This is a genomic window from Romboutsia sp., assembly GCF_035470145.1.
GTDB lineage: Bacteria > Bacillota > Clostridia > Peptostreptococcales > Peptostreptococcaceae > Romboutsia_D.
Window position 1 is genome coordinate 1 of the sequence record NZ_DATIRC010000293.1, and the last position, 6,557, is coordinate 6,557.

At 26.9% G+C, this 6,557-nt stretch carries 10 protein-coding genes; 9 read left to right on the top strand and 1 reads right to left on the bottom strand.

From position 1 onward, the window contains the following. The 9 genes from VLM92_RS11950 to VLM92_RS11990 all read left to right on the top strand — a co-directional run. Positions 1–507, top strand: a 507-nt coding sequence (locus VLM92_RS11950) for a histidinol dehydrogenase (protein WP_325276561.1), incomplete at its 5' end; no start/stop codon positions are given. Between the two features lie 12 nt (positions 508–519). Then, a complete protein-coding gene (hisC, locus tag VLM92_RS11955; RefSeq protein ID WP_325276562.1) occupies positions 520–1,560 on the top strand; it encodes a histidinol-phosphate transaminase in 1,041 nt (346 codons plus the stop codon). Next, positions 1,547–2,125, top strand: a complete 579-nt coding sequence (hisB, locus tag VLM92_RS11960; RefSeq protein ID WP_325276563.1) for an imidazoleglycerol-phosphate dehydratase HisB — start codon at positions 1,547–1,549, stop codon at positions 2,123–2,125. The genes hisC and hisB overlap by 14 nt, the downstream gene beginning before the upstream one ends. Next, positions 2,126–2,728 carry an imidazole glycerol phosphate synthase subunit HisH gene (gene hisH, locus VLM92_RS11965; RefSeq protein ID WP_325276564.1) on the top strand — a complete coding sequence of 201 codons (603 nt, stop codon included), beginning with the start codon at positions 2,126–2,128 and terminating at the stop codon, positions 2,726–2,728. Continuing rightward, positions 2,725–3,444 carry a 1-(5-phosphoribosyl)-5-[(5-phosphoribosylamino)methylideneamino]imidazole-4-carboxamide isomerase gene (hisA, locus tag VLM92_RS11970; protein WP_325276565.1) on the top strand — a complete coding sequence of 240 codons (720 nt, stop codon included), beginning with the start codon at positions 2,725–2,727 and terminating at the stop codon, positions 3,442–3,444. The genes hisH and hisA overlap by 4 nt, the downstream gene beginning before the upstream one ends. After that, entirely contained in the window at positions 3,426–4,181 is a 756-nt protein-coding gene (hisF, locus tag VLM92_RS11975; protein WP_325276566.1) for an imidazole glycerol phosphate synthase subunit HisF, read from the top strand. The genes hisA and hisF overlap by 19 nt, the downstream gene beginning before the upstream one ends. A 9-nt stretch (positions 4,182–4,190) precedes the next feature. Next, positions 4,191–4,814: a bifunctional phosphoribosyl-AMP cyclohydrolase/phosphoribosyl-ATP diphosphatase HisIE gene (hisIE, locus tag VLM92_RS11980; protein WP_325276567.1), complete on the top strand. Its 624-nt coding sequence runs from the start codon at positions 4,191–4,193 to the stop codon at positions 4,812–4,814. Between the two features lie 44 nt (positions 4,815–4,858). Then, positions 4,859–5,101 carry a GIY-YIG nuclease family protein gene (locus VLM92_RS11985; protein ID WP_325276568.1) on the top strand — a complete coding sequence of 81 codons (243 nt, stop codon included), beginning with the start codon at positions 4,859–4,861 and terminating at the stop codon, positions 5,099–5,101. A 414-nt stretch (positions 5,102–5,515) separates the two neighbouring features. Then, positions 5,516–6,064 (top strand): hypothetical protein, encoded by a 549-nt coding sequence (locus VLM92_RS11990; RefSeq protein ID WP_325276569.1) that lies wholly within the window; start codon positions 5,516–5,518, stop codon positions 6,062–6,064. Positions 6,065–6,151: 87 nt separating this feature from the next. On the opposite strand, the gene VLM92_RS11995 is transcribed toward VLM92_RS11990, so the two are convergent. Continuing rightward, a complete protein-coding gene (locus tag VLM92_RS11995; RefSeq protein ID WP_325276570.1) occupies positions 6,152–6,409 on the bottom strand; it encodes a hypothetical protein in 258 nt (85 codons plus the stop codon). Positions 6,410–6,557 lie beyond the last annotated feature (148 nt).

The window sequence follows — 6,557 nt, forward strand, 5'->3', positions numbered from 1 at the left end:
CATGATGAAATGGCAGCGTCTATATTAGTTACTGATTGTAAAAACTTAGTAAAAAATGTAGTGAAAGAACTGCAAATACAAGTTGATCAATTAGAAAGAAAAGAAATAATTAAAAAGTCACTAGAAAATTATGGAGCAATAATAATAACTAGTTCTTTAAGTAAATCTATAGAAATAGCTAATGAAATAGCACCAGAACACTTAGAATTGCTTATACAAAATCCTTTTGATATATACAAAGAAATAAAGAATGCAGGAGCTATATTTTTAGGAGCGTATTGCCCTGAACCAGTGGGAGATTATTTCGCAGGGCCGAATCATACATTACCTACAAGTTCAACTTCAAAGTTTTCATCACCATTATCAGTAGATGATTTTCAGAAAAAGACTTCATTACTTTACTACAGTAAAGAAGCTCTTATGAACGCTAAAGACTCTATTGTAAGAATTGCAAATGATGAAGGTTTAACAGGCCATGCTAACTCAATAAAAGTCAGATTTGAATAGGGGGATATAAATATGGATTTAGTAAAAGATAGCATAAAAGATTTAAAGAAGTATAATACAAGCAAAATTCAATACAAAATAAAGCTAGATGCAAACGAAGGTAGCGGTTTATTATTTCAAGATATATGTAAAGATTTTTCTGATTTTAATATGAATCTTTATCCAGATAATGAGGCATGTAATTTAAAAGAAGAAATAAAAAACTACTTAGGTGTAGATCCTTCTAATATAGTGGTAGGAAATGGGTCTAGTGAAATGATAGACATTGTAATTAAGACATTTGCGGATAAAGATGAGTTTGTTTTAAGCTTTACTCCAACTTTTAGTATGTACGCAGTATATAGCAAAATGCATTCAGCGAAATTTGTAGGTGTTGAGTGTAATGAAGATTTTTCAGTTAACATAGATAAGTTAATTGAAAAATCAAAGGAGATAAAGCCTAAAATTATATTTTTATGCAATCCGAATAATCCAACAGGTTATTTATTAACTAAAACAGATATTAAAAAGATTTTGGATAACACTAATTCAATAGTAGTTGTAGATGAAGCCTATATGGAATTTGCAGAAGAATGTATGGTTGATGAGATTAATAACTATAATAATTTAGTAGTTTTAAGAACATTTTCAAAGGCATTTAGCTTAGCAGCTATAAGAGTTGGTTATATGATAGCCAATGAATCTATAATAAATATAATAGAAAAAGTTAGATCTCCATATAATTTAAACACTATTTCTCAATTTATAGCTACAAATGCATTAAAAAATAAGGATAGAGTTTTTAGTTATATCGAAAATATAAAAATAGAAAGAGATTATATATATAGAGAGTTAAATAAAGTGGGAATAAAGGCTTATAAATCATATGGAAACTTTATATTTTTTAGTTGTAATGTAGATAACTTATTTGAAAAACTTGCAAATAGGGGAATAGTAATAAGAGAATTTTCAAAAGAGTTAAAATATTATTATAGAGTTACAGTAGGGGAGAAAATTGAAAATGAAGAATTTCTAAATACTTTAAAGGAGATAATTTTAAATGAGAATAGCTAAAATAGAAAGAAAAACCCTTGAAACTGAAGTATTGGTAGAAATAAATTTAGATGGAAAGGGAAATAGCGAAATTAATACAGGTATAGGTTTCTTAGATCACATGCTTACGTTAATGGCTTTTCATGGAAGTTTTGATTTGAAAGTAAATTGTAATGGAGATTTATATGTAGATGAACATCATACGGTAGAAGACATTGGAATAACATTAGGACAAGCTTTTAATAAGGCATTAGGGGATAAAAAGGGAATAAAAAGATATTCAAGTATTTATATTCCTATGGATGAAGCTTTATGTAATACAGCTTTAGATATAAGCAATCGTCCTTATTTAGTGTTTAATGTAAACTTTGAGAGAGCAAAAGTTGGCAATATGGATACTCAAAACTTTAAGGAGTTTTTTAGGGCATTTGTAAATGAATCTAAAACAACACTTCATATTAATCTTTTATATGGAGAGAATGATCATCACAAAATAGAAGCTGTTTTCAAAGCATTTGCAAGAACATTAAAAGAAGGAATACAAATAACTTCTAATAAAGTGACATCGTCAAAGGGGGTTTTATAAATGAACATAATAGTGGATTATGGACTAGGTAATATAGCTTCTGTATCAAGAGCTTTTGAGAAAGTAGGAATACAAACGAAAATTTCAAGTAATATAGATGAAATTAAAAATGCTGATTCACTTATTTTACCTGGCGTTGGGGCATTTAGAGATGCTATAAATTCATTAAATAATATGAATTTAGTACCTATAATAAAAGAACACGTAGAAAAAGGGAAATTTTTAATAGGAATATGTTTAGGGATGCAATTACTTTATGAAAAAAGCTATGAAAATGGTGAGTATGAAGGATTAGGCCTTATAGAAGGAAGTGTCAAAAAATTAGATATAGAGTTAAAAGTTCCTCATATGGGATGGAACAACCTTAAATTTAATAAAGATGATGAAATATTAAAGTATATAAAAGAAGATGATTATGTATATTTTGTGCACTCATATTATATAAATTCTTCAAATAAGGAACTTGTAGCTTATACAAATTATGAAGAAATAGTTCCTTCAATAGTTAGAAAAGGTAATGTTTATGGAATTCAATTCCATCCAGAAAAAAGTTCTCAAGTGGGACTTAATATACTAAAAGCTTATGGGGAGATGATAAAATGATAATATATCCAGCAATAGACATAAAAGATAATAAATGTGTAAGACTTTCTCAAGGAGATTTTAACAAAGTAAAAACATATTCTAATGAACCTTTTGATATGGCTCTTAAATGGAAAAATGAAGGAGCTTCTTTCTTACACATAGTAGATTTAGATGGAGCTAGAAGTGAAGAAATAATAAACAAAAAATCAATAGAAAGAATCGCTAAGGATATCGGGTTACCTATTCAAGTAGGAGGAGGTATAAGAAGCGAAGAAAAAATTAAAAGTTTCATTGATATGGGAGTGGAAAGAGTTATAATTGGGACCATTGCTGTTGAAAATAAAGAACTTTTAAAAGAATTGGTTTCAAAATATAAAGAGAAATTAATAGTTTCAATAGATGCTAAAGATGGAAAAGTAGCCCTTAGAGGGTGGGAAGTTATAAGTGAAGTAGACTCAATAGATTTATGCAAAGAACTTGAGGAAATAGGAATAAAAACAATAGTATATACAGATATATCAAAAGATGGAATGCTTGAAGGTCCTAATTTTGATATATATAAAATACTATCACAAAAAACCTCTTTAAATATTATAGCTTCTGGAGGTATAAGCTCTATAGATGATATAAAAAGACTGAAAGATATGAATATATATGGTGCAATAGTAGGAAAGGCTTTATATGATAATAAAATAGAATTAAAGGAGGTATTGGAATGCTTACAAGGAGAATAATACCTTGCTTAGATGTTAGAAATGGAAGAGTTGTTAAAGGAAAGCAATTTAAAGATATAGTAGATGTAGACAGCCCAGATGCTTTAGGAAAATACTATAGTGACTGTGGAGCAGATGAACTTGTATTTTATGATATAACTGCATCAAATGAAGAAAGAAAAACATCTTTAGAATTTGTATCTAAGGTTGCAGAAAATATTAATATTCCGTTTTGTGTAGGTGGAGGGGTAAATTCAATTGATGATTTCACAGATATTTTGAGAAGAGGAGCAGATAAAGTTTCTATAAACTCTTCTGCAGTTAAAAATCCTGATTTAATAAAAGAAGCTTCATTAAAATTTGGAGCGCAATGTGTAGTTTTATCTATAGATGCAAAAAAAAATGGAGACTCTTGGAATGTATACATAAAGGGTGGTAGAGAAAATACAGGATTAGATGCAGTGAAATGGGCTATAAAAGGTGTTGAACTTGGGGCTGGTGAAATAGTTGTAAATAGTATAGATGAAGATGGTATGAAAAATGGATATGACATAGATTTATTAAAAGAAATAACTAGTTCAGTAAATGTACCTGTAATTGCATCTGGAGGAGCTGGGGTTATGGATGATTTCTACAATGCCATAAAGCATGCAGATGTAGATGGTGTACTAGCAGCTTCTGTGTTTCACTTTGGAGAAATAAAAATAGAGGATTTAAAAAAATACTTAAGAGAAAAAGGTGTAGAAATTAGACTTTAGGAGGCAGTTATGGATATAAATAAATTAATAGAAGGTATAAAATTTGATGAGAATGGATTAGTACCAGCAATAGTACAAGATATAAATACTAATAAGGTATTAATGCTTGCATATATGAATGAAGAATCTATAAGAAAAACAGTAGAAGAAAAGATAGCTTGTTATTATAGTAGAAGCAGGAAAGAACTTTGGAAAAAGGGAGAAACATCAGGAAATATACAAAAACTAAAGGGATTTTATTATGATTGCGATAAGGACTCTATTCTTCTTTTAGTAGAGCAAATAGGTGTAGCTTGTCATACAGGAAACTACTCATGCTTTTTTAATGAAGTAATTGGATATGACAACCAAGTTAATGTTTTAACAGATTTATATGAACTTATAGAAAACAGAAAAAATACTCCTGTAGAAGGTTCTTATACAAATTATTTATTTGAAAAAGGTTTAGATAAAATATTAAAAAAAGTTGGAGAAGAAACTAGTGAAGTAATAATAGGAGCAAAAAACAAAGACAAAGAAGAAATGGTTTACGAAATAAGTGACTTGGTATATCATCTATTAGTTCTGATGGTAAATGAAGGTGTTAGCGTTAATGACATAAAAGAAGAACTTAAAAATAGAACAAATAAGTAATATTTGATATAATAATATATAAATATAATTAAAGGATAGATATTATGCACTATGTTTATATATTAGAATGTAATGATAAAACTTTTTATACAGGATATACAAATAACTTAGATAAAAGACTTGATACTCATAATAAGGGAAAAGGTGCTAAATACACAATGTATAGACTGCCGGTTAGGTTAATATACTTTGAAGAGTTTAATTCTAAAAGTGAAGCATTAAAAAGAGAATATGCAATAAAGAAGATGACAAGAAAGAAAAAGGAAGAGTTAATTGATTTTTCTTAATTTAATTATATATTTTATCTAACATGCATTATATAGCATTTAAAATACACCTTGTATATTTAATAAACATATAGTAATATTAAAAGTACAAATTAATATGCAAAAAGGTATTAAATGCTTATAAAAACATTGATTTATAGAGAATGTATAGTAGCTTTTTATTGAAGTATAAGATATAAAGTAGAGAATAATACAAACACTTGCTAATAGAAATAAATCTAAACGGATTAATGCATACAAAAACTAATTCAGATGAATATTTAGCAAACAAAGACATAAAAAACAATTGAAATACCCTCTAAGTATAAGGTGAGATTAGAAACTATATGTTTTAATCATACCTTGTACAAGGAGGTATTTTTATATTATATAAAAACATAGATTACTATAAATCAATAAAAGGAGATCATAATAATGAAAAGATTGGATTTGCCCAACAAAACAATAACTCTTTTAACAGCATTAAGTGTGGTATATGCTGCTTTACAAATGAATATAGTATTTTTATCACCTATAATCACTATAGCTATCCCTTATAAATTTATGAAGTATAAGGAAGAGTCAAAGTACAATGAAAATAAAAAAATATTAACTAATTTATTTTTATTTAACATAGTTTCTTTTATAGCTGTATCTATTATAAGTGAAAATATGAACTTAATAATATTTGATATGATGGTTAATATTGTTGTAGCATATATTTATTATAAGCTAGTATGTTTACTAGAAAGCAAACAAGAAAAAATATATATAAACCCAGAAGCTATATATGAAAAGCTTAATAAGAAAATTTATATGTTAGAAAAGCTAAGTGATAAAATGGAAATTGAAATGGAAAATGCTAAAACAGAAAAAGATAAAACTTCTATTAAGTTAAAAATAGACGCTATAAATCAAAAAATAAACCAAAATAAAAGTCAATTAGAGATTATAAAAATAAAGATAGAGTCAAAAAATAAATAACTAAAGATAGTAATTTAACAAATGTATTTCTAGACTCAAAAAAAGTAGACTTCGGTAGCTATTAACTAACTATTGAAGTCTACTTTGTTATTTTATGTTATTTTTTATTATGGTATCTATAATTATATCTAAGTTTAGATTATTAGTATCTAAATTCTCTAGTTCGATTACATAGTCTTCAAATTCTACTTCTACATAAGTACTATGTTCATTTTGTTCATTTATATAATCTATTACCTTATATTCGTGTATTTCATCTTGTAGATATTCTTTTAGTTCTTCGTATTCTTCTGGATCTATTTTTGTTTCTTTTGATTTATTACATTTGCAATTAGGGCATGACATGTCAAACAACTCCTTACTATATATACTTATTATATTTTAACTTTTGAATTAAAATTTGTAAAGGTCAACCTTTTATATTATAACCATTGTTAGTACTTAAAATGCTATTTGTAGAATTTAAAGAAAGAAATAAAAAATAAATTTTAAA

Excerpts from the sequence above, each read along its gene's own strand:
- hisIE (WP_325276567.1), top strand. The coding sequence starts at position 4,191 with ATGGATATAAATAAATTAATAGAAGGTATAAAATTTGATGAGAATGGA.
- hisH (WP_325276564.1), top strand. The coding sequence starts at position 2,126 with ATGAACATAATAGTGGATTATGGACTAGGTAATATAGCTTCTGTATCA.
- VLM92_RS11985 (WP_325276568.1), top strand. The coding sequence starts at position 4,859 with ATGCACTATGTTTATATATTAGAATGTAATGATAAAACTTTTTATACA.
- hisB (WP_325276563.1), top strand. The coding sequence starts at position 1,547 with ATGAGAATAGCTAAAATAGAAAGAAAAACCCTTGAAACTGAAGTATTG.
- hisC (WP_325276562.1), top strand. The coding sequence starts at position 520 with ATGGATTTAGTAAAAGATAGCATAAAAGATTTAAAGAAGTATAATACA.
- hisA (WP_325276565.1), top strand. The coding sequence starts at position 2,725 with ATGATAATATATCCAGCAATAGACATAAAAGATAATAAATGTGTAAGA.
- hisF (WP_325276566.1), top strand. The coding sequence starts at position 3,426 with ATGCTTACAAGGAGAATAATACCTTGCTTAGATGTTAGAAATGGAAGA.
- VLM92_RS11995 (WP_325276570.1), bottom strand. The coding sequence starts at position 6,409 with ATGTCATGCCCTAATTGCAAATGTAATAAATCAAAAGAAACAAAAATA.
- VLM92_RS11990 (WP_325276569.1), top strand. The coding sequence starts at position 5,516 with ATGAAAAGATTGGATTTGCCCAACAAAACAATAACTCTTTTAACAGCA.